Origin of the sequence: Rugamonas brunnea (genome assembly GCF_014042345.1) — a bacterium.
GTDB lineage: Bacteria > Pseudomonadota > Gammaproteobacteria > Burkholderiales > Burkholderiaceae_D > Rugamonas > Rugamonas brunnea.
In genome coordinates this window covers 95,174-116,083 of record NZ_JACEZT010000003.1, presented here as the reverse complement: position 1 = coordinate 116,083, position 20,910 = coordinate 95,174, and the positions used below count along the sequence as shown (strand labels likewise).

Here is a 20,910-nt window from a genome sequence, read left to right as displayed (position 1 = left end):
GGCGCGCATCTGCCACCATGGCTGGCCTGTGCCGCGCACGCGGCAGGGCTTACAACTGGACACAAATATTACGAAATCAGGACGGACGTTGCCCGGCCTAACTGCTATCTTGGTCACATCGCAATTCAGAGAACTGCGATCCCAGGCAAGTCCCTCAACTTTTTGCTGAAAGATCCAACAAATGAAAAAGATTCTGTTCGCATTGATTGCCTCCGCTACCGCCCTGAGCGGTGTGACTGCCTACGCCGCCGATGCCGGCACGGCTTATGTTGGCGCCGGCCTGGTCGGCAGCCGCTACAACTTCGACGTGCCCGTCACGTCCGCCACCGATGACCACAGTGGCAACAAGGCCAGCGGCAAGATCTTCGCCGGCTACAACATCGACAAGACTTTCGCGGTGGAAGGCGGCTACACCAACTTCGGCAGCCAGAGCTACAACTACACGCTCAACGGCGCCAACGGCCGCCTGGAAAGCGACGCGCACTCGTTCTACGTGGCTGGCAAGGCCACCATGCCGGTGAATGAGCAATTCAACGTGTTCGGCAAGCTGGGCGTCTCGCGCAACCACAACAGCGTGGACGCGACGGGCGTGGCAGCAGGCTACGGCGGCAGCGGCAACAAGAACGCGCTGTATGCGTCCGTGGGTGGTGAATACGCGCTCAATAAGAACGTGTCGCTGTCGCTCGAATATGAGCACTACGGCAAGAACGACATCGACCAGGGCCGCAAGACCGGCGCCATCACGGGCGGTCTGCGCTACAACTTCTAAGTCCGACCTCGCGCCTCACGCAGATCTCACTTGGAAACGGGAGCGCCGTTCGGCCTCCCGGGTAACAAAAAAAGGCACGGTGTTTGCGCACCGTGCCTTTTTCCTTTGAACGCAGACGCTTACACCGTCAGCGGCTTGTAGCGGATGCGCTTGGGCTTGGCGCCTTCTTCGCCCAGGCGTTTCTTCTTGTCGGCTTCGTACTCCTGGTAGTTACCGTCGAAGAAGGTCACTTGCGAGTTGCCTTCGAACGCCAGGATGTGGGTGGCGATGCGGTCCAGGAACCAGCGATCGTGCGAGATCACCATTACGCTGCCGGCGAATTCCAGCAGAGCATCTTCCAGCGCGCGCAGGGTTTCCACGTCCAGGTCGTTCGACGGTTCGTCCAGCAGCAGCACGTTGCCGCCCATCAGCAGCGTCTTGGCCAGGTGCAGGCGGCCGCGTTCACCGCCGGACAGGTTGCCGACGATCTTCTGCTGGTCGCCACCCTTGAAGTTGAAGCGGCCCAGGTAGGCGCGCGACGGCATTTCGAAGCGGCCCACGCTCAGCATGTCGGCGCCACCGGTCACGTCCTCGAACACGGTCTTGCTGTCCGACAGCGCGTCGCGGTGCTGGTCGACCATGGAAATCTTGGCCGTCTTGCCGATCACCACTTCGCCGCTGTCCGGCGTTTCCTTGCCGGTGATCATCTTGAACAGGGTCGACTTACCGGCGCCGTTGGGGCCGATGATACCGACGATGGCGCCGGCCGGGATGGTGAACGACAGGTTGTCGATCAGCATGCGGTCGCCGAAGGCCTTGGACACATTCTTGAACTCGATCACTTCATTGCCCAGGCGTTCGGCCACGGGGATGAAGATCTCCTGGGTTTCATTGCGCTTCTGGTATTCGTGCTCGCTCAGCTCATTGAAGCGGGCCAGGCGGGCCTTGGACTTGGCCTGGCGCGCCTTCGGATTCTGGCGCGACCATTCCAGTTCCTTCTGCAGCGCCTTCTGGCGCGCCGATTCCGTCGCCTCTTCCTGCTTCAGGCGGGCTTGCTTCTGGTCCAGCCACGAGCTGTAGTTGCCTTTCCATGGAATGCCGCTGCCGCGGTCCAGTTCCAGAATCCATTCGGCGGCGTTGTCGAGGAAGTAGCGATCGTGGGTGATGCCGACCACGGTGCCGGGGAAGCGCAGCAGGAATTGCTCCAGCCATTCCACCGATTCAGCGTCCAGGTGGTTGGTCGGCTCGTCGAGCAGCAGCATGTCGGGCTTGGACAGCAGCAAACGGCACAGCGCCACGCGGCGCTTCTCGCCGCCCGACAGCACGCCGATCTTGGCGTCCCAGGGCGGCAGGCGCAGCGCGTCGGCCGCCATTTCCAGCTGCAGGTTCAGGTTGCCGCCGTCGGAGGCGGCGATGATGGCTTCAAGGCGGGCCTGTTCGGCGGCCAGCGCGTCGAAGTCGGCGTCTTCTTCGGCGTAGGCGGCATACACGGCGTCCAGCTTGGCTTGCGCCTCGAACGCCTCGCCCAGGCCGCCTTCAACGGCCTGGCGCACGGTCTGTTCCGGGTCCAGTTGTGGTTCCTGCGGCAGGTAGCCGATGTTCAGGCCCGGCATGGGGCGCGCTTCGCCCTGGATGTCGGTGTCGATGCCGGCCATGATCTTGAGCAAGCTCGACTTACCGGAGCCGTTCAGGCCCAGCACGCCGATCTTCGCGCCCGGGAAGAAGGACAGCGAGATATCTTTCAGGATCTGGCGCTTGGGCGGGACGATTTTGCCCACGCGGTTCATGGTATAGACGTAATTTGCCATTGAAACTCTCGGTTAAAAAACTGTAAAACGGGTGGAAAAGCGAGGAAGGGTGACAGCATACACAAAAACCGGGGTCAGGTCTTGCGATCACGCATGATGCATGATCGCATGACCTGACCCCGGTTTTTTTCAGGCCGGTTGCGGCGCCGGGCGGCGCATCAGCCACAGCCCTTCGGCCACGTACAGCAGCAGCGCGCCCCAGATCACGGCGAAGCCGGCCAGCCGGGCCGGCGTGAACGCTTCGTGGAAGAACCATACGCCGAGCAGCATCTGGAGCGTGGGGCCGATGTATTGCAGCAGGCCCAGCACGGACAGCGGAATGCGGCGCGCACCGGCCGCGAACAGCAGCAGCGGGATGGCCGTGATGGGGCCGGCCGCCACCAGCAGCCAGCGCGTGCTGTCGTGCGCCGTGTTGATGAAGGTGTTCTGGCCGTGCCAGCTCAGCCAGCCCAGGTAGGCCACGGCCAGCGGGAACAGCAGCATGGTTTCCAGCGACAAACCTTCGAGCGCGGCCAGCGCGGCCGTCTTGCGCAGCAGGCCGTACACGCCGAAGGTGCCCGCCAGCAGCAGCGCGATCCACGGCAACTGGCCGCCCTGCCACGTGAGCCAGGCTACGCCGCAGGCTGCCACGACTATGGCCAGCCACTGGCCGCGCCGCAGCTTTTCTTTCAGCACCAGCAAGCCGAGCAGCACATTGACCAGTGGATTGATGAAGTAGCCGAGACTGGCGTCGATCACATGGCCGTTGTTGACGGCCCAGATATAAATGAACCAGTTACTGCTAAGGAAGATGGCGCTAGCGACGAAGCCGGCCAGCACCTTGGGCTGGTTCAGCAGCTTGGGCAACCAGCCCCACTGGCGCCGCACGGCCAGCACGATGGCCAAAAATAGCAGCGACCACACCATGCGGTGGGCCAGGATTTCCATCGGCGTCACTTCGTCGATGGCGTGGAAATACAGGGGGAACAGGCCCCAGACGAGAAACGCCAGCGCGGCGTACATTATTCCGGTATTCATGGTGAGAGAGGGGAGGGCGCGAGGCACGGTCTGCCATTATCCCTGAATTGGTGCAAGCCCGCTGAGCGCCTCCACTAACGCGGCAGTTTCCACTTTGTCACGGCCAGCGTACACTGCGGGATTCGCATCGCTTGGAACGCCACAGCATGTCAAAATATTCTTGCTATTTGCTAATACATATCCTATTGTGCAATGCACCAAAACAACAACAGGTGCAATCTTGACCGCGCATCACAAGAAGAGCAATCTCGTCGCCCTGACCCTGGCCGCCATCGGCATCGTGTATGGCGACATCGGTACCAGCCCGCTGTACACCCTCAAGACCATCTTCTCGCCTGAGCATGGCCTCAAGCTCACCCCGGACAACCTGCTGGGCGTGATCTCGCTGATCGTGTGGGGTCTGACCATCATCGTCTCGCTCAAGTACGTGACCCTGGTGCTGCGCGCCGACAACCGCGGCGAGGGCGGCATCATGGCCCTGATGGCGCTGGCCCTCAATTCCGTCAGCAAATCGCCCGGCCTGCACTACAAGCTGATGCTGTGCGGCGTGTTCGGCGCCGCCCTGTTCTACGGCGACAGCGTGATCACGCCCGCCATTTCCGTGCTGTCGGCCATTGAAGGTCTGGAAGTGGCCACGCCGGCCCTGAAACCGTATGTGGTGCCGCTCACCATCGCCGTGCTGATGGCCCTGTACGCGCTGCAGCAGCATGGCACGGCCGGCATCGGCCGCTGGTTCGGCCCCGTGATGCTGTTGTGGTTCGGCGCGCTGGCCGCCATGGGCGTGGTCAATATCATCGCCGCGCCGCAAATCCTGGCCGCGCTCAACCCCTGGCACGCCCTGCAGTTCGTGCTGGCCAATCGTTTCATCGCTTTTATCGCGCTGGGCGCGGTGGTGCTGGCGTTCACGGGCGCCGAGGCGCTGTACGCCGACATGGGCCACTTCGGCAAAAAGCCGATCCGCATGGCCTGGTTCCTGATCGTGTTCCCGTCGCTGGCGCTGAACTACCTGGGCCAGGGCGGCCTGCTGCTGGCGCATCCTGAAGCCATCTCCAATCCGTTCTACCAGCAATTGGGCGCGTGGAGCGTGTACCCGCTGGTGGCCATGTCCACGCTGGCCACGGTGATCGCGTCGCAGGCCACCATTTCGGGCACCTTCTCGATGACCAAGCAAGCCATCGCACTGGGCTTCCTGCCGCGCATGCGCATCCTGCATACCTCGGCCAGCGAGATCGGCCAGATCTACATGCCGATGGTGAACTGGCTGCAGCTGGTGGTGGTGCTGCTGGCCGTGATCGGTTTCGGCTCGTCCGACAACCTGGCTGCCGCCTACGGTATCGCCGTCACCGCCACCATGCTGGCCACCACCGTGCTGACCTTCTTCGTGATCCGCTACCGCTGGCAGATCAACCTGGTGCTGTGCTGGGCCGCCACCGGCTTCTTCCTGCTGATCGACGTGCTGTTCTTCTCGGCTAACGCGCTCAAGCTGTTCCACGGCGGCTGGTTCCCGCTGCTGCTCGGCTCGGTGCTGTTCATCGTCATGCTGACCTGGCGCGCCGGCCGCGCGCTGGTGTTCCAGAACTTGCAGAAGCACGCCATTCCGCTGGAAGACTTCCTGTCCTCGCTGTTCGTGGCGCCGCCCACGCGCGTGCCGGGCACCGCCATCTTCCTGCGCGGCGAAAGCGACGGCGTGCCGCACGCCATGCTGCACAACCTGTCGCACAACAAGGTGCTGCACGAGCGCGTGGTGTTCTTCACCATCCACATCATCGAGGAACCCTATGTGCCGGAGGCGGAACAGATCAGGATCATCGACCTGGGCCACAACTGCTTCCAGTTGAACGTGCACTACGGCTTCAAGGACGAGCCGGACATCCCGCGTGTGCTGTCGCTGTGCGCCAACCACGGCCTGCCGTTCGAGATGATGGAGACCTCGTTCTTCATCGCCCGCCAGACCGTGATCTCCACGCCCGGCGCCGGCATGGCGCCATGGCGCGAACACCTGTTCGTGGCCATGTCGCGCAATGCGCGCGGCGCGGCCGACTACTACCAGATCCCCAGCAACCGCGTGATCGAGCTGGGCACGCAGGTGGAAATCTGAGCCAACAATTATGTAACTGAATGTAGGGCCCGGAGCGGAAGGGACGCAGTCTGCTAAACTTCTGCTCCGATCGGCGCGCGGCGGCGCGCATCTACTCGACCCCACAACTCAAAGGTAACCATGAAATCGAAGTTCCAATTTATCGCTGCCGTCGCCGTCGCCCTGACGCTGGCGGCTTGCGGCGGCGGTTCCGGCACCACCACCGCCACCACGCCGACCGTGACCCAGCCCGCGTTCCAGAAGAGCGACGTTGTGACCGGCACCGGCACGGAAGCGGCCAACAACGACCTGCTGGTGGTCAGCTACACGGGCTGGCTGTACGATGCCTCCAAGTCCGATTTCAAGGGCGCCAAGATCGACAGCTCGGTCGACCGCAATGCGCCGATCGCGTTCACGCTGGGCACCGGCCAGGTGCTGGCAGGCTGGGACCAGGGCATCCTGGGCATGAAGGTGGGCGGCAAGCGCACGCTGGTCATCCCCGCCTCGATGGCCTACGGCGCCAACGCCAAGGCAGCCGCTGCCACCGTGGGCAGCATCACCTATGCTGCCATCCCCGCCAATTCGGCACTGGTGTACGACGTGGAACTGGTCAGCGTGGCCAAGGCCGTCACCCCGGTCTACGTGGCGCCGCCGGTCAATCTCGAAAGCTTCGACACGACGGTGGGCACCGGCGCCACCGCCGCCGCCGGCAAGACCCTGACGGTCAAGTACACCGGCTACCTGTATGACGGCACCCGTCCCGACCGCAAGGGCGACGTGTTCGACAGCTCGGTCATCAAGGGCACCACGTTTGACTTCGTGCTGGGCGCGGGCAAGGTCATCGCGGGCTGGGACCAGGGCGTGCCAGGCATGCTGGTGGGCGGCAAACGCACGCTGACCATTCCGCCAAGCCTGGGTTATGGCAGCACGGCGCAGCCTTCGCAGGGCGTCGTGAATGGCTATAGCTTCGTGGGCATTCCCGCCAATTCCACGCTGATTTTCGACATCGAACTGGTGGCGGTGAAATAAGGGCTGGCCGCGTCACGCGGTCATGCGAACAGGGCGGCCCGCGAGGCCGCCTTTGTTTTTTTGGAGCGCCGCCCGTCGTCTGCGGGGTTAGCGCACCATGTCGATGTGCAGGATACCGTCCTCGTCATATGGCGCGGTGACGGTCTCGAAGCCGAGGCTGGCGTAGAACTTCTCCAGCCTGGCCTGGGCGCCGATGCGGAAGCGGTGGCCCGGATGCAGTTGCTCGGCCAGCCGTATGCCTTGCTCCACCAACTGGCGGCCGATGCCGCCGCCGCGCGCCGCCTGCGTCGTCAGCACCCGGCCCAGCGACATTTCCGTGTACTTGGCGCCGGGCGCCAGGCAGCGCAGATAGGCCACCAGCTCGCGCTTGCCGTCGGCCGTGCGCCAGCCCAGCAGGTGGTGGGCGGCCAGGTCGTAGCCATCGATATCGGAATACAGGCATTGCTGCTCCAGCACGAACACTTGCTGGCGCTGGTACAGCACCTCGTACAGGTCAGCGCCGGGAATATCGTTGAATGCAAGCCATTGCCAGTCGATCATGTGTGCCTCGTTCGTTGAAGAAGACAACGATTGTACGGCAGCGCGGCGATTCCGGCAGGGAAGGGGAAGAGGCCGCACGGCCGGCGTGGCCGTGCGGCGGGTGAGGGCGTGGCTTAGACCAGCGTCAGCGTGACGTCGATGTTGCCGCGCGTGGCGTTCGAGTACGGGCACACGATGTGGGCTGCTGCCACCAGCTTTTCTGCTTGTTCGCGCTCCAGGCCCGGCAGCGAAATCTTCAGTTCCACTTCGATGCCGAAGCCGGTTTCGATGGCGCCGATGCCCACCGTGCCTTCCACCGACACGTCGGCCGGCACGGCGATCTTGTCGCGGCCACCGACGAATTTCAGCGCGCCGATGAAGCAGGCCGAGTAGCCGGCGGCGAACAGTTGTTCCGGGTTGGTGCCCACGGCGCCGGCGCCGCCCAGTTCCTTGGGCGTGGTCAGTTTAACGTCCAGCACGCCGTCCGACGAGACGGCGCGGCCTTCACGGCCACCGGTGGCTTTGGCGTTGGCACGGTACAGAACTTGTTTGATCGACATGATGATGGTTCCTTTTAGCGAGAGTTAAAGTGCGTTCGATTAAATCGTGTGCTACTTATTTGATTCGGCCACATCTGACACATGCATCCCGTTCATGCCTGAATGGCCGGCGTGACTGCGGCAGGGCTTGCTGGTTAAGTTGCACTGCATCGCCCATGACCAAACTATAGATCGTGCACGATCAAATAGCAAGCGATTTTTATTGGATTTTTTTTGCACGCCTGCGCCGGCCTCTTCACAGCGCCGTCTCGAACCCTTCCAGCACATTGACCACATTCACCCCCAGTTCCTTGACGGCGTAGCCACCCTCGAAGATGAAGGCCGTGGGCAGGCCCAGCCAGGCCAGCCGCTCGCCCACGCGCAGGTAATCGGCGCTGTGCAGGGCGAAGCGCGACAGCGGGTCGCCGGCGAAGGTGTCCACGCCCAGCGAGACCACCAGCGCGTCGGCGCCGAAGCTGCCCAGGCGGATGCAGGCCGTCTCCAGCGCGGCCAGCCAGGCCGTGGCCGTGGTGCCGGCCGGCAGCGGCAGGTTCAGGTTGTAGCCGAGTCCCGGCCCTTCGCCGCGTTCATCCGCGTGGCCCAGGTAGAACGGGAATTCGAAGCGCGGGTCGGCGTGCAGCGAGATGAACAGCACGTCGTCGCGCTGATAGAAGATGCTCTGGGTACCGTTGCCGTGGTGGTAGTCGAGGTCCAGGATGGCGACCTTGCGCGCGCCATCGTCGAGCATGTGCTGGGCCGCCAGCGCGGCGTTGTTGAGGAAGCAGTAGCCGCCGTAGAAGTCGGCGCCCGCGTGGTGGCCGGGCGGGCGGCTCAGCACGAAGGCGCTGCGTTCGCCCAGGCGCAGCGCATGGGCCGCGTTCACGGCGCAATCGGCGCCGGTCTTGGCCGCGCTCCAGGTGCCGGCCGTGAGCGGGGTGCCGCTGTCCATCGAATACAGGCCCAGTTTGGCACGAAGGTTATCCGGCTCCACGTCCGAGCGCAGCGTGCGCACCGGCCACACGGACGGGAACGCATCCTTGCCTGCGTTGGCAGGATCGAGCGCCACCCATTCGCTCCACGCGTTGCGCAGGAAGTGCAGGTAGCGCGGCGTGTGGATGCGTTCGAGCGACATCAGCGGTACGCCGTGCGGCGTGACGATGCGGCCCAGGCCACGCCGGCCCAGCTCGGCCAGCACGGCGTCGGCGCGCAGCGGCGCTTCGGCGCATGGCACCGGCTGGCCGTTGACCGATCGGTCGCGCCCCTGGTGCTGGCTATGCTGTTCGTTGTAGAAGGTCAGCAAGGCGTCAGTCGCAGTCCGGCGTGGAGTGGCACAGGTTGCTGGCGCGGTAGGCCGCCACGTAGTCATCGAAATTCCCGGTCGAGGTGCGCTCCATCTCGGCCTGCTCGGCCAGCGAGGCGGTGGCCAGCTGGTCGAAATACGCCGCCTCGGCCGCCGACGGCGCGTGGCTGCGGAAGTAGGCCGCGTGCTTCTGGCTTTGCGCCAGGCCGAACGCGCCGAACGAGCCGCCGTGCTCGCGCAGCGCGGCCAGCACGCGCGCCGACGGCGTCAGGTCCGGGTCATCGAGCTTGCGGGCCGCGTCGGCCAGCGCGGCCGCGTGCTCGCCGCCGCCGTGGTGCCGGTCGAGCAGGGCGGCCACGGGCGCCAGCCGTTCCAGCATCTGCCGGCCCCATTGCTGCAGGCTGATCTCGCCTTCGCTGTTGTTGAGCATGAGGCCGGGACGGCGGCCTTCCTTGACGGTGCGCGCGAAGTTGTCCGTGTAGCGCGCGCCATCCTGTTCCGAGATCGGGCCGCTTTCTTCGAGCGCGCAGAACAGCAGGAAGGTGTCGAGGAAACGGCCGGTCGGCAGGCTGATGCCCACCGGTTCGAACGGGTCCACGTCCATGCAACGCACTTCGATGTATTGCACGCCGCGCGAGCACAGCGCCTGGATCGGCCGCTCGCCCGTGCGGATCACGCGCTTGGGACGGATGGTGGCGTAGTACTCGTTTTCGATCTGCAGCACGTTGGTGCTCAGCTGCACCCACTGGCCGTTCTGCTTGGTGCCCAGCTTGGCATACGGCTCATACGGCTGGTTGACGGCCTTGGTCAGCGCGGCCACGTAGCTGTCGAGGCAGTTCTCGCGCGGCGAGAGGCCGGACTGGGCGTCGTTCTGGTAACCGAGGTCGCTCATGCGCAGGCTGGTGGCATAGGGCAGGTACAGCGTGTCGTCCGACAGGCGTTCGAGCTTGTGCGGGCGGCCGCGCAGGAAGCTGCTCGACAGCGCGGGCGAGGCGCCGAACAGATACATCAACAGCCAGCTGTAGCGGCGGAAGTTGCGGATCGTGGCCAGGTAGGCTTCCGACTGGTAGGCCATGGCGGACTGGCGCGCCGGCTTGCCCTCATGCCCGGCCAGCACGCGCCACAGGTCTTCGCTCAGCGAGTAGTTGTAGTGGATGCCGGCGATGCATTGCATGGCCTTGCCGTAGCGCAGCGCCAGGCCGCGCCGGTACACGTGCTTGAGCATGCCCATGTTGGAGCTGCCATACCAGGCGATGGCGATGTCTTCCTCGGCCGGCAACTGGCACGGCATCGATTCGCTCCACAGCAGTTCGTTGCCCAGCTTGCTGTAGGCGTAGCGGTGGATGCCATCCAGCTTGACGAGCGTGGTGGCGATGTCGGCTTCGGCCGGCGTGATGAATTCGAGCAGCGTTTCGGCGTAATCCGTCGTGATCTGCGGGTGCGTGAGGGCCGAGCCCAGCGCCGCCGGATGGGGCGTGCTGGCCAGGTGACCGGTGGCGTCCACGCGCAGCGTTTCCCGTTCGATGCCGCGCAGGCCGGTCAGCACCGCGCGGTGCGTGTCCTGTCCCAGCAGGGCCAGGCGGCGTGTCAAGAGATTGGACAATTGGATCTTCCTTTCGTGCAGCACACAATGATGGGTGCGAGAGTAACCGAAAACGGCAAACCGCGCCGGGGACCGTCAAAAGCGGTTGGCGCACCCTTGATCGGGAGCGGTACGCCGCACCGCCAGCACTGCAAAGATCGGTGTTTATTTTATCAAAGCGCCGCCGGCGCGTTCTTAACGGCGCATGGCCGGGCTCACGGCGCGCGCCCGCCCGTGACGCGCGCGATGCCGGCCAGGTCGGCCCAGCTTTGCACGTCGCTATATCCTTGAGCACTCAACAATTGTTGCACGGCCGAGGACTGGTCGTAGCCGTGCTCCATCAGCAGCCAGCCTTGCGGCGCCAGATGGCGCGCGGCGCCGGCCACGATGGTGCGCAGCGCCGACAGGCCATCGGCGTGGTCGGTCAGCGCGCCGGCCGGTTCGAAGCGCAAATCGCCCTCGCCCAGGTGGCGGTCGCCGCTGGCGATGTAGGGCGGGTTGGAGACGATCAGATCGTAGCGTTCGTGCGCCAGCGCGCCATACCAGTCGCTTTGCAGGAAGGTGACGCGGGCGCCGTTGGCGCTGGCGTTGCGGCGCGCCACGGCCAGCGCGTCGGCCGACACGTCGAGCGCCATGACGGCCGCGTCGGGCCGGCTGTGGGCCAGCGCGACGGCGATGGCGCCGCTGCCGGTGCCCATGTCGAGTACGCTGCCCTGCGGGGGCAAGCGTTCCAGCGTCAGTTCCACCAATAATTCCGTTTCCGGCCGGGGAATCAGCACGGCTGGGCTCACTTCGAATGGTAGGCCGAAGAATTCACGCTGGCCGATCAGGTAGGCCACCGGCTCGCCATCGAGGCGGCGCTGCACCAGCGCGGCCAGCCGTTGCGCCTCGTCTTGCGTCAGGGCCCGCTCCGATTGCGTGATCAGGCCCACGCGCGACAGGCCCAGCGCGTGGCACAGCAGGATGCGGCGGTCGACGGCGTCCAGTAGCGGCAGGCGCTGCAGCTCGGCTAGTGTCACGCCGGTGCGGATCGCGGCCTGAACCTCGGGCCGAATCTCGACCTGATTCCCGGCCTGATTCTCGGCCTGGTTGGGGGCCGTGCTCATGCGCGGCGGCGGCGGATCAGCAGCCAGCCCAGCGCAATCGCGAACAGGCCGAACCACAGGAACGACCACTGCGGGATGGACAGGCCGAACCATGGCGCCAGCGCGTCCTCGCACAGGCCGTCGGCGCGGAAGATGGAGGGCAGGTACTCGGCCAGGAAAATCTTGTTGAGCGCCGTTTCCATCGGATCGATGCCGCACGACAGGCCGGGGTGGGCCAGCACCCACAGGTGCTTGCCGGCCACGCCCATGCCGCCCAGCGCGCTGGCCAAGCCCAGGCCGGCGCCCAGCACGGGCTTGCCGGACCACGCGCCCAGCAGGCAGCTGAAGGCGACGCCCAGGAACAGGTAGCGCTGGATCACGCACAGCGGGCAGGGCAGCATGTCCAGTCCGTGTTGCAGGTAGAGCGCGACCCCGATCAGGCCGAAGCAGGCGATGGCGATGGACAGCAGCAGGTTGCGGGTTGATGTCATGGGGAAATCCGGTCAAAAGCGATGTGCGGGCCATTCTCGCACAAGTTGTTGTTTCAATCTTAGCGTGGGGTTAAACCCCGGAGACGGGCCTCCGGCCTTATTCGCCGAGCGCCGCCAGCTGCTCGGCCTGGTGCTCGGCGGCCAGGGCGTTGGTCAGCTCCGTCAGGTCGCCGTCCATGATGAAGTCCAGCTTGTACAGCGTGAGGTTGATGCGGTGGTCCGTCATGCGGCCCTGCGGGTAGTTGTAGGTGCGGATGCGCTCGCTGCGGTCGCCCGAACCGATCAGGCTCTTGCGCGTGGCCGCCTCCTTCGATTGCTGCTCGCGCAGCTGCACGTCCTTGATGCGGGCCGCCAGCACCTTCATGGCCTGGGCCTTGTTCTTGTGCTGGCTGCGGTCGTCCTGGCATTCGACCACGATGCCGGTCGGCAGGTGGGTCAGTCGCACGGCCGAATCCGTTTTGTTGATGTGCTGGCCGCCGGCGCCCGAGGCGCGGAAGGTGTCGATGCGCAGATCGGCCGGGTTGATGTTGACGTCCTCGACCTCGTCGGCCTCCGGCATCACGGCCACCGTGCAGGCTGAGGTGTGGATGCGGCCCTGGGTTTCCGTGGCCGGCACGCGCTGCACGCGGTGGCCGCCCGATTCGAACTTGAGCTTGGAATACACGCCATGGCCGATCAGGCGCACGATCACTTCGCGGTAGCCGCCCAGGTCGGACGGCGACTCGGACACCATCTCCACCTGCCAGCGGTTGCGCTCGGCGAAGCGGGTGTACATGCGCAGCAGGTCGCCGGCGAACAGGGCCGATTCGTCGCCGCCGGTGCCGGCGCGGATCTCCAGGAAGATGTTGCGCTCGTCGTTGGCGTCCTTGGGCAGCAGCATCTTCTGCAGCTCCAGTTCCAGCGCTGCCATGCGTCCCTTGGCCGCCTCGATCTCGTCCTGGGCGAACTCCTTCATGTCGGGATCGGCCAGCATTTCCTGGGCCGCCGCGATGTCGCCGTTGGCTTGCTGGTAATCGTGGTACAGCGCCACCAGCGGGCCCAGCTCGGCGTGTTCGCGCGTCATCTTGCGGTAGCTGTCCATGTTGGCCGTGGCGCCTTCGGACATCAGCAGTTCGTCGAGTTCGGCCAGGCGGTTGGCCAGTTGGTCCAGCTTGGCCAGCATTGATGGTTTCATAGCGTGTATGTCTTAAGTGATCGGGGAGGGACCGGCGCGGGGCCGGGCGGTCGCGGCCCGCGGGCCGGACGGGATGCTGCGGCGGGAACGCTAACGGCGGCCGCGGAACAGCTGGGGCAGCAGCGTGGCGAGCTGGGCCCGCTCGTCGCCCTGGGCGCGGTGCAGCGCCTGCTGCGGCCCGTGCATGAATTTGGCCGTCAGGCCCTTGGACAGGGCTTCGAGCACGGCGTCGATATCCTCGCCCTTGGCCAGCATCTTGCGCGCCCGTTCCAGTTCCAGCTGGCGCAGCGCTTCGCCGCTTTCATGCAGGCTCTGGATCACGGGCACGACGGCGCGGTCGTCGATCCAGTGCATGAAGGACTGGACCCGGGTCTCGATGATGGCCTCGGCCTGGGCCACGGCCGCCTGGCGGTTTTCCAGGCCGGTCTGCACCACCTTGCCCAAATCGTCCACCGTGTACAGGAACACGTCGTTCAGGCGCGCCACTTCCGGTTCGATGTCGCGCGGCACGGCCAGGTCGACCATGAAGATGGGCTTGTGGCGGCGCGCCTTGATGGCCCGCTCCACCAACCCCAGCCCGATCAGCGGCAGCGAGGAGGCGGTGCAGGAAATGATGATGTCGTACTGGTGCAGCTTGTCGGGCAGTTCGGCCAGCCGGATCGCCTTGCCGCCGAAGCGGTGGGCCAGCACTTCGCCGCGTTCCAGCGTGCGGTTGGCGATGGTGATGCTTTTCGGGTTCTGGGCCGCGAAGTGGGTGGCGCACAGTTCGATCATCTCGCCGGCGCCGATGAACAGCACGTGCTGCTCGGCCACCTTGTCGAAGATGCGCTGCGACAGCCGCACGGCGGCGGCCGCCATCGACACGCTGTGGGCGCCGATCTCGGTGGTGCTGCGCACTTCCTTGGCGACGGAAAAACTGCGCTGGAACAACTGGTGCAGATAGGTGCCCAGGCCGCCGGCCTCGTCGGCCGTGCGGATGGCGTCCTTGATCTGGCCCAGGATCTGGGTTTCGCCCAGCACCATCGAGTCCAGCCCGGAGGCGACCCGGAACGTGTGGCGCACGGCGTCGTGCTGGGGCAGCATGTACAGGTGCGGCCGCAGTTCGCTGTAGTTGAGCTGGTGGAAGTCGGCCAGGAAGTGGGCGCCCGCGTCGAGCGGATTGGGGGCCGGGCTGGCCGCGTACAGTTCGGTGCGGTTGCAGGTCGACAGGATGGCCGCCTCGTCCGTGCCGCTGGGCGCGAGGCGGTCGAACCACGCGCGCGCCGCCACCACTGCCTGCCCCAACTGGTCGGGCGCGAACGCCAGCCGTTCGCGCAAGGCGACCGGCGCGGTGTTGTGGTTGAGGCCGACGGCAAGCAGTTGCATTTCGGAGCGGGACGATTGGTTGTTAGCCGACATTATAGCGTGTTGTGTCCGTATTCTGCCCGGGGCGCGCCCCCGTCATCCGAACGAGCTTGATCTACGCACTATAGGCTAGCCGGGCGGGCGGGGCGCCGGGCGGCGTGCCGCGTCAGGCGCCAAGTTTTTCCAGCCGGTAACCATAGCTGTACACGGGCACCAGCCGGTAGCCGTTTTCCGGCTTCAGCTGCAGCTTGTTGCGCACGCGCGAGACGTGGGTGTCCATGGTGCGCGAGGGCACGTCGGTCTCGCGTATCCAGACCGCCTCGTGGATGTAGGCGCGCGACAGCGGGCGGCCGATGTTGCGGAAAAATAACAACGCGAGGTAGAACTCCTTGTGCGTGACGTCCAGCACGATGCCATCCTTGAGCAGGCGGCCGGGGCGGGTTTCGAACGTGTATTGTCCGAATTGCAACTGCTCGGCGCCGTTCTGGGACGGGTAGGCGCGCCGCAGCAGCGCCTGCACCCGGGCCACCAGCTCGCTGCGCCGCAGCGGCTTGATCATGTAGTCGTCGGCGCCGGCGGCCAGGCCGGCCACGATGTCGTCCTCGCCCGAGGTAGTGGTGAGGAACAGCACGGGGGCGTTGTCGGGCAGCTTTTCGCGGGCGCGCCGCATGACCTCGGTGCCGCTGAGGTCGGCCACCTGCCAGTCCATGATGAGCATGTCGTAACTGTCCTTGCGCACGTGGTTGAGCAGCTCGCGGCTGGTCTGGAAACTGTGGCAGGCATGACCGGCGGAAGTGAGAACCTGGCAGATCAGATCGGCCTGGCTGCGGTCGTTGTCAAGTACGGCGATTCTCATGGTTGTGCAGGGCGTGTCTGGCCGGTGGCGTCGGCATGCGCCGCCCGTCCTTGAATGTTAAGGAGAAGTCACATTGAATATAACAGAGATTTACAAAAATAGTTAGTAAAAAAGCTAAATATTTCCGATTGGATATAACTATTTTCAGTCCGTGCGTCTCCTGCACGATTACACGGTACACTTACATCACCCTGATTTCAATACGCAAGATGACGGGAAGCAAGCCTGGAGGAGGACGTAATGGCGGGCAACATTGAGTCGGAATGGGTGCTGGTGCCCGGTTCGGCGCGCGACATCGCCGCCGTGCGCGAGCGTTGCCGGCGCCTGGTGCGGCGGCGCGCCGTGTGGTCGGCCGGCATGGCGGCGGTGCCGATTCCGGGCGTGGACGTGGTGTCGGACTTGCGCCTGTTCGCGTTGCTGATCGAGGACGTCAACCAGGAATTCGGCCTGAGCGCCGACCAGATCGCCCGGCTGCAGCCGCAATGGCGCATGCTGGCCTACGAGGCGGCCATGGGCGCCGGAGGCATGCTAGTGGGAAAAATTGTCACGCGCGACCTGGTGACGGCGCTGCTGCGGCGCAGCGGCGGCAAGCTGCTGGCGCGCCAGGCGGGCAAGCTGGTGCCGATCGCCGGCCAGCTGGCGTCGGCCGCGATCGGCTTCGCCGTATTCCGCCAGCTCGGCTACCAGCACGTGGAAGCGTGCGCCGAGGTGGCGCAGCAACTGCTGGCGGGCCGCATGGCGGCCGCCAACTGAGGACAGCCTAGGGAATTAAGCGTCCGGCAGCACCACGTTCACGTCCAGCACCTCCAGGTTGCCCTGGCGGTCCAGCGAGATCTTGATGTCGTCGGCGTTGACCTTGGTGTACTTGGAGATCACCTCGATCAGTTCCCGGTGCAGGGCCGGCAGGAAGTCGGGCCCGCCGCGGCCGTTGCGCTCGCGCGCGATGATGATCTGCAACCGTTCCTTGGCCGCTGACGCGGTCTTGGGTTTGGACGGGAACAGGAAGGAAAGCAGAGCCATGTCACTTGCCCCCAAAAATGCGCTGCAGCAGGCCGGGCTTTTCGTAGGTGGTGAAACGCAGCGGCATCTGCTGGCCGAGGAAGCGCGACACCACGTCTTCGTAAGCTTCCGCCACGTCCGTGCCCTTGAAGTGGATGGCCGGGTTGCCCTGGTTGGACGCGTGCAGCACCGACTCCGACTCTGGAATGATGCCGATCAGGGGGATGCGCAGGATTTCCTGCACGTCCTCGTGCGACAGCATCTCGTCCGCCTCCACCCGTTTCGGTGAATAGCGCGTGATCAACAGGTGTTCCTTGACCGGCTCGCCGCCCGTCTGGGCGCGGCGCGACTTGGCCTGGAGGATGCCCAGGATGCGGTCCGAATCGCGCACGGACGACACTTCCGGGTTGGTGACGATGATGGCCTCGTCGGCGAAGGTCAGCGCCATCAGCGCGCCGTGCTCGATGCCGGCCGGCGAATCGCAGATGATGTACTCGAAGCCCATGTTGATGAGCTCGTTGAGCACGCGTTCCACGCCGTCTTCCGACAGCGCATCCTTGTCGCGCGTTTGCGACGCGGGCAGGATGAACAGGTTGTCGCAGTGCTTGTCCTTGATCAGGGCCTGGGTCAGCGACGCTTCCTGGTTGATCACGTTGATCAGGTCGTAGACCACGCGCCGTTCGCAGCCCATGATCAGGTCCAGGTTACGCAGGCCGACGTCGAAGTCGATCACGGCCGTCTTGTGGCCGCGCTGGGCCAGCCCCGTGGAGAAGCTGGCGCTGGAAGTCGTCTTACCGACACCGCCCTTACCGGACGTTACAACAATAATTCTTGCCACAAATAATCCTTTTCAGAGAGCCCGGTGCTTAAGCGCGGGATGCGGAGTTGACAGATAGTATATCGATTCGGTCGCCCACCAGGCGAATTTGTGCCGGCGCACGTGCATATTCGGCCGGGAAACCGTCCTCGAAGGTACGGTACACGCCGGCGATCGACAGCAGTTCCGGCGCCATCGCCATGGCGAAGATGCGCGCGTCGGCATTGCCCGAGGCGCCCGCCAGCGCGCGCCCGTTCAGGGTGTTGTAGACGTGGATGCTGCCGTCGGCGATCAGTTCGGCGCCATTGTTGACGACGGCCGTGACGATCAGGTCGCAGCCGCGCGCGTAGATACGCTGGCCGGCCCGCACCGGGGTGTCGATGATCAGGGTGCCGGGGCTGACCACGGCCGTGGCCGGGGCCGCCACCGGGGCGGGCGCGGCGGCCGGCGCCGGTGCTGGCGCTGGTGCGATCGCGGCCGGGGCGGCGGCGGCTGGCGCCTCCGCTTCCTTGCGCGGCTTGGCGGCCGTTTCCAGGCTCAGGCCGTGGGCCAGGATGGCGTCGGCCATCTCGGGCGGCGCGTTGCGCACGGCCACGGGATTGAGCCGGTATTTTTTCAGCAGAGCGATGATGGCTTCCCAGTCGATGGCCTCGCCGCCCGGTGGCAGCGCGCCGATGTCGATCACGGTCAGGTCATCTTCGAAAAAGTCGGCCGAGCCACCCGTCATATCGTTGAGCGCCGCGCCCAAGGCGATGCGGTCCGCGGTGGACAGGATGGCGGACACGGCGACCACGGTGGAAATCTTGATTTCGATAGGCTTCTGGAACAGGCTGTTGGACATGGGCGACAGGGTAAGGGTTAGCCCGCGCGCATGCGCAGGCGCACACATTTTACTGTGGAAAGTCCGGAAATGGGAGGGCCGCACGACATCAAAGCGGCTGTTGGCGCGGCTTGCGGGCCGGTTGGCATGCGCAATGCCAAAACCGGGGTCAGGTCATGCGATCAAGCAATTTTGCCCTATCGCATGACCTGACCCCGGTTTTCGTTGTGGTGTTTAGTAGATCGCGTGCTCCTCGCGCAACTGGCGGGCGGCGGCCACCATGTTGCGCAGGGCCGCTTCCGTCTCATCCCAGCCGCGCGTTTTCAGGCCGCAGTCGGGGTTGACCCACAGCTGGTCGGGCGCGATCACGGCGCTGGCCTTGCGCAGCAGCCGCACCATCTGTTCCTGGTCCGGCACGCGCGGCGAGTGGATGTCGTACACGCCCGGCCCGATTTCGTTGGGGTAGCGGAACTGGCCGAAGCCGGCCAGCAACTCCATGTCCGAGCGGCTGGTCTCGATCGTGATCACGTCCGCGTCCATGGCCGCGATCTGCGGCAGGATGTCGTTGAACTCGGCATAGCACATGTGGGTGTGGATCTGGGTGCTGTCGCTCGCCACGGCCGCCGTCAGGCGGAACGCGCCCGTGGCCCAGTCGAGATAGTCGTCCCAGCGCGCGCGCCGCAGCGGCAAGCCTTCGCGCAGCGCCGGTTCGTCGATCTGGATGATGGCGATGCCGGCTTGCTCCAGGTCCGCCACTTCGTCGCGGATGGCCAGCGCGATCTGGCGTGCCGTGGTGGCGCGCGGCTGGTCGTCGCGCACGAACGACCATTGCAGGATGGTCACCGGCCCCGTCAGCATGCCCTTCATCGGGCGCTTGGTCAGGCGCTGGGCGTGCGCGGTCCAGGCCACCGTCATCGGCTGCGGGCGGGACACGTCGCCATAGATCAGCGGCGGCTTGACGCAGCGCGAACCGTACGATTGCACCCAGCCATGCTGCGTGAAGGTGAAACCATCGAGCTGTTCGCCGAAATACTCGACCATGTCGTTGCGCTCGGCCTCGCCGTGCACCAGCACGTCCAGGCCCAGCAGTTCCTGGCGGTGCACGGCGTCGGCGATGTGCGCCAGCATGGCGCGTTCGTAGCTGGCCGCGTCGAGTTCGCCGCGTTTGTGCGCGGCGCGCGCGGCGCGGATGTCGGCCGTCTGCGGGAACGAGCCGATGGTGGTGGTGGGGAAGGAGGGCAAGCCCAGCCGTTCGCGCTGCGCCACCTGGCGCTGCGGGAACGGCGAGGCGCGGCGGTCGGCGCAGCGTTCCCCCTGCGCCAGGTCGGCCAGGCGGGCCGCCACGGCGGCGTTGTGGACGCGTGGGCTGGCGCGGCGGCTGGCCACGGCGGCCCGCGCTGCCGCCAGTGCGGCAGTCAGGTCGGCGGTGTCAGCGGTGCCGGTTGTGCCAACTGGGGCGGCTATGTCAGCAGTATCAGCTGTGCCGGCTGTGTCGGCTGCGTTGGCTGCATCAGCGCCGGCCAGGGCGGTGCGCAGCAGGGCCAGTTCGTCCAGTTTTTCCGTCGCGAATGCCAGCCACGAGCGGATCTCCGGGTCCAGCGCCGATTCCTGCTGCAGGCTGTAGGGCACGTGCAGCAGCGAGCACGAGGTCGACAGCCACAACTGGCCTGAGCGTTTCGCGCACAGGGGGCGCAGCACGGCCAACGCCGCGTCGAGGTCGGTGCGCCATACATTGCGGCCGTCGACGATGCCGACCGACAGCACCTTGTGGCCGGGCAGCCAGTCGGCCACGCTGGTCAGTTCGTGGGCGGCGCGCACGCCGTCCACGTGCAGGCCGGCCACGGACAGGCGGCAGGCCAGTCCCAGGTTTTCTTCGAGCGGCGAGAAATAGGTGGCCAGCAGCAAGGGCGCGCCGGCCTGGCTCAATTGCCAGTACGCCGGTTCGAACGCGTTGCGCCACGCTGCCGGCAAGTCCAGGCCCAGGATGGGTTCGTCGATCTGGACCCAGGCTGCGCCGGCGCGCTTCAGTTGCGCCAGCAGCGCGCCATACACGGGCAGCAGGCGTTCCAGCAGGTCCAGCCGGTCGAAACCGGGTTCGCCTTTTTCCTTGCCCAGCCACAGGAAAGTGAGCGGGCCCAGCAGCACGGCCTTGACCGGGTGGCCCAGCGCCTGCGCTTCCGCCACTTCCGCCAGCAGTCGTTCGGCGTGCAGGGAAAATGCGGTATCCGCCGCGAATTCGGGCACCAGGTAGTGGTAGTTGGTGTCAAACCATTTGGTCATCTCCAGCGCTGCGCCTTGCTGGCACGCGTGGCCGTGCGCGCAGCCGGCATGGGCATGGTGGCCGGTATCGCCGCGCGCCATGGTGAAGTAGCGCTGCAAGGCGTCCTGCCCGGGCGTGAAGCCGAAGCGGGCTGGCTCGCAACCGAGCAGCTGGATGTGGTTGGCCACGTGGTCGTACCACGCGAAGTCGCCCACGGTCACGTGGTCCAGGCCGGCCAAGCGCTGCACGGCCCAGTGGCGGGCGCGCAGGTCGCGCCCGGTCTGCTCCAGTGCGGCGGCCGGCAGTTCGCCGCGCCAGTGGCGTTCGAGCGCCGTCTTGAGTTCGCGTGCTGCGCCGATGCGGGGGAAGCCGGGGATGTGAATTTGTATGTTTGTCATGTTTTGTCATCTACATTTCATAATGGTGCGATAAAGTGTGCGGCATT

Annotated in this window: 19 protein-coding genes; 4 read left to right on the top strand and 15 right to left on the bottom strand. The window is 65.5% G+C overall.

Going from position 1 to position 20,910, the window contains the following annotated elements; translation table 11 throughout:
* Positions 1-181: 181 nt before the first annotated feature.
* Positions 182-769, top strand: a complete 588-nt coding sequence (locus H3H37_RS06215; RefSeq protein ID WP_182160786.1) for an outer membrane beta-barrel protein — start codon at positions 182-184, stop codon at positions 767-769.
* Positions 770-888: 119 nt separating this feature from the next.
* On the opposite strand, the gene ettA is transcribed toward H3H37_RS06215, so the two are convergent.
* Entirely contained in the window at positions 889-2,556 is a 1,668-nt protein-coding gene (gene ettA / locus H3H37_RS06210) for an energy-dependent translational throttle protein EttA (protein WP_182160785.1), read from the bottom strand.
* 129 nt (positions 2,557-2,685) lie between these two features.
* Positions 2,686-3,573 carry an EamA family transporter RarD gene (rarD, locus tag H3H37_RS06205; RefSeq protein ID WP_182160784.1) on the bottom strand — a complete coding sequence of 296 codons (888 nt, stop codon included), beginning with the start codon at positions 3,571-3,573 and terminating at the stop codon, positions 2,686-2,688.
* 220 nt (positions 3,574-3,793) lie between these two features.
* Between rarD and H3H37_RS06200 the strand changes: the two genes are divergently transcribed.
* On the top strand, positions 3,794-5,671 hold the full coding sequence (locus tag H3H37_RS06200; protein ID WP_182160783.1) for a potassium transporter Kup: 1,878 nt from the start codon (positions 3,794-3,796) through the stop codon (positions 5,669-5,671).
* Between the two features lie 120 nt (positions 5,672-5,791).
* Complete coding sequence (locus H3H37_RS06195) at positions 5,792-6,679, top strand: FKBP-type peptidyl-prolyl cis-trans isomerase (RefSeq protein WP_182160782.1); 888 nt, start codon at positions 5,792-5,794, stop codon at positions 6,677-6,679.
* A gap of 87 nt (positions 6,680-6,766) precedes the next feature.
* Here H3H37_RS06195 and H3H37_RS06190 read toward each other — a convergent pair whose 3' ends face one another.
* The 9 genes from H3H37_RS06190 to H3H37_RS06150 all read right to left on the bottom strand — a co-directional run bounded on the left by H3H37_RS06190 (position 6,767) and on the right by H3H37_RS06150 (position 15,569).
* Entirely contained in the window at positions 6,767-7,219 is a 453-nt protein-coding gene (locus H3H37_RS06190; protein WP_182160781.1) for a GNAT family N-acetyltransferase, read from the bottom strand.
* A gap of 113 nt (positions 7,220-7,332) precedes the next feature.
* Positions 7,333-7,758 (bottom strand): organic hydroperoxide resistance protein, encoded by a 426-nt coding sequence (locus H3H37_RS06185; RefSeq protein WP_182160780.1) that lies wholly within the window; start codon positions 7,756-7,758, stop codon positions 7,333-7,335.
* A 235-nt stretch (positions 7,759-7,993) separates the two neighbouring features.
* The gene (locus H3H37_RS06180; RefSeq protein ID WP_182160779.1) at positions 7,994-9,037 is read right to left on the bottom strand and encodes a histone deacetylase family protein; all 1,044 of its coding nucleotides are present in this window, start codon (positions 9,035-9,037) and stop codon (positions 7,994-7,996) included.
* A gap of 4 nt (positions 9,038-9,041) precedes the next feature.
* Entirely contained in the window at positions 9,042-10,640 is a 1,599-nt protein-coding gene (gene gshA / locus H3H37_RS06175) for a glutamate--cysteine ligase (RefSeq protein ID WP_182160778.1), read from the bottom strand.
* Positions 10,641-10,834: 194 nt separating this feature from the next.
* On the bottom strand, positions 10,835-11,725 hold the full coding sequence (gene prmC / locus H3H37_RS06170; protein ID WP_182160777.1) for a peptide chain release factor N(5)-glutamine methyltransferase: 891 nt from the start codon (positions 11,723-11,725) through the stop codon (positions 10,835-10,837).
* Positions 11,722-12,195, bottom strand: a complete 474-nt coding sequence (locus H3H37_RS06165; RefSeq protein ID WP_182160776.1) for a disulfide bond formation protein B — start codon at positions 12,193-12,195, stop codon at positions 11,722-11,724. The genes prmC and H3H37_RS06165 overlap by 4 nt, the downstream gene beginning before the upstream one ends.
* Positions 12,196-12,292: 97 nt before the next feature.
* On the bottom strand, positions 12,293-13,369 hold the full coding sequence (gene prfA, locus H3H37_RS06160) for a peptide chain release factor 1 (RefSeq protein ID WP_182160775.1): 1,077 nt from the start codon (positions 13,367-13,369) through the stop codon (positions 12,293-12,295).
* Between the two features lie 90 nt (positions 13,370-13,459).
* Positions 13,460-14,734 (bottom strand): glutamyl-tRNA reductase, encoded by a 1,275-nt coding sequence (gene hemA, locus H3H37_RS06155; protein ID WP_182160774.1) that lies wholly within the window; start codon positions 14,732-14,734, stop codon positions 13,460-13,462.
* A gap of 145 nt (positions 14,735-14,879) precedes the next feature.
* Positions 14,880-15,569 carry a response regulator transcription factor gene (locus H3H37_RS06150; protein ID WP_182160773.1) on the bottom strand — a complete coding sequence of 230 codons (690 nt, stop codon included), beginning with the start codon at positions 15,567-15,569 and terminating at the stop codon, positions 14,880-14,882.
* 240 nt (positions 15,570-15,809) lie between these two features.
* On the opposite strand from H3H37_RS06150, the gene H3H37_RS06145 reads away from it, so the two are divergent.
* A complete protein-coding gene (locus tag H3H37_RS06145) occupies positions 15,810-16,322 on the top strand; it encodes a hypothetical protein (protein WP_182160772.1) in 513 nt (170 codons plus the stop codon).
* A 15-nt stretch (positions 16,323-16,337) separates the two neighbouring features.
* On the opposite strand, the gene minE is transcribed toward H3H37_RS06145, so the two are convergent.
* The 4 genes from minE to metE all read right to left on the bottom strand — a co-directional run bounded on the left by minE (position 16,338) and on the right by metE (position 20,863).
* The gene (minE, locus tag H3H37_RS06140; RefSeq protein ID WP_173594320.1) at positions 16,338-16,589 is read right to left on the bottom strand and encodes a cell division topological specificity factor MinE; all 252 of its coding nucleotides are present in this window, start codon (positions 16,587-16,589) and stop codon (positions 16,338-16,340) included.
* A 1-nt stretch (position 16,590) separates the two neighbouring features.
* Positions 16,591-17,406, bottom strand: a complete 816-nt coding sequence (minD, locus tag H3H37_RS06135) for a septum site-determining protein MinD (protein ID WP_182160771.1) — start codon at positions 17,404-17,406, stop codon at positions 16,591-16,593.
* A 28-nt stretch (positions 17,407-17,434) separates the two neighbouring features.
* Positions 17,435-18,226 carry a septum site-determining protein MinC gene (gene minC / locus H3H37_RS06130; RefSeq protein ID WP_182160770.1) on the bottom strand — a complete coding sequence of 264 codons (792 nt, stop codon included), beginning with the start codon at positions 18,224-18,226 and terminating at the stop codon, positions 17,435-17,437.
* Between the two features lie 213 nt (positions 18,227-18,439).
* On the bottom strand, positions 18,440-20,863 hold the full coding sequence (metE, locus tag H3H37_RS06125; protein WP_182160769.1) for a 5-methyltetrahydropteroyltriglutamate--homocysteine S-methyltransferase: 2,424 nt from the start codon (positions 20,861-20,863) through the stop codon (positions 18,440-18,442).
* Between the last annotated feature and the right edge of the window lie 47 nt (positions 20,864-20,910).